Source organism: Armatimonas sp. (assembly GCF_031410135.1).
GTDB lineage: Bacteria > Armatimonadota > Armatimonadia > Armatimonadales > Armatimonadaceae > Armatimonas.
This window is the reverse complement of the sequence record NZ_JANNYP010000733.1, coordinates 1-1414: the sequence shown is the minus strand read 5'-3', so window position 1 is coordinate 1414 and position 1414 is coordinate 1. Positions and strand designations below refer to the sequence as shown.

The 1414-nt window shown below is 59.6% G+C and carries 2 protein-coding genes; one reads left to right on the top strand and one right to left on the bottom strand.

What is annotated here, in order from left to right; translation table 11 throughout:
• On the bottom strand, nucleotides 1-310 hold a 310-nt coding region (locus RMO15_RS26760; RefSeq protein ID WP_309720018.1), incomplete at its 3' end, for a hypothetical protein.
• Nucleotides 311-391: 81 nt separating this feature from the next.
• Between RMO15_RS26760 and RMO15_RS26755 the strand changes: the two genes are divergently transcribed.
• Nucleotides 392-1414: VCBS repeat-containing protein (locus RMO15_RS26755; protein WP_309720015.1), on the top strand; the 1023-nt coding region annotated here is incomplete at its 3' end.

Below are 1414 nucleotides of genomic sequence, written 5' to 3'. Positions count from 1 at the left end.
CGACCACCTCCCCCCTCGATATCTCGCCGTCTTGGAGCGCACTTAGAGGCGATACACGGTGCCCCCCACTGGGCAAGTCCGAGAGGAAACTTAGCGTCGCGCGCGTCGCTCCAACACGGTCCCTCACCACATCGGAGAGCGGCACCGGAACCTGCTCGCCTGTCTCGGTGCGAACCAGCACCATTCGGCTTAGGTCCGCGGGCTGATCAAACACAAGCGGGTATTGGAGCAGCGTCCGCGGCCACCAGTAGAACGGGTGCTCTAGCGGATCACTGAGAACAAACTTGTGAGAGAGTCTCCGATGATTCATGTATATACTCTCATTGGTCTAGTCCAATCATGGGTTAGGTATATACTTATTTTCAAAGTCTGCAATATGCTAAAATGCCGCATGAAGCTCTTGGTCCTCTCGCTTTGCCTGCTTTCGGCTCTGCCTGCACATGCACAGTTTCAAGATAGAACGGCGGCGCTGGGGCTGTCTCTGGGCACCGATCAGGCGTGCTGGGTGGACCTCGACAACGACGGTTTCACGGACTTATGCGTCTCAGGGATGGTGTGGCACAACGAGAAAGGCCAGAAGTTCACAAAGCTCGCTGATGTCGGGCTTGTGGTGGCGGCGGACTTCGACAACGATGGTTTTACCGATCTCTTCTCCTGGAGCCAGCTCAAGCTCTGGCACAACAACGGCGGCAAGGGTTTTACGGAGACTCCCCTGCCCACGCTTCCCGCTTGTGTCTCCCGCGGCGCGTGCTGGGGCGACTTCAACGGCGATGGCTTCGTGGATATTTTTGTGGGCGGCTACGAGGACTGGGATCGGGGCATCACCTACCCGAGCCTGCTGCTCCTCAACGAAAAAGGCAAGAGCTTCTCGCTCGCCTGGCAGGACGCGACCTACCGCGCACGGGGCGTCACGGCCTGCGACTACGACCGAAGCGGGACGCTGGATATCTATGTCTCCAACTACCGCCTCCAGCCCAACCGGCTCTGGCGCAACGATGGCTTAGGGCACTTTACCGATATTGCCCCCGAGGTGCTTGCCGTCGCCACCACGCCGAGCTTTGGCGGCGGCCACTCGATTGGGGCATGCTGGGGCGATTTTGACAATGACGGGCACTTCGATCTCTTTGCGGGAAACTTCGCCCACGTGGACAGCCGTGGCGACCAACCCAAGAGCCGGTTTCTGCGTAGCCTCGGCCCCACCGGTGGCTACAAGTTCGACGACAAGGGCGAGTGCGGGGTCTTCTACCAAGAATCCTACGCCACCCCCGCCGCGGGCGACTACGACAACGATGGCAATCTCGATCTGCTCTTCACCACAGTCTACGGGGTCGCCTCGTTTGGCCGCCCCAACTTCCCCGTGCTCTACCGCAACCAAGGTAACTTCCACTTCACCGATACCACTGCCGCGATGAGT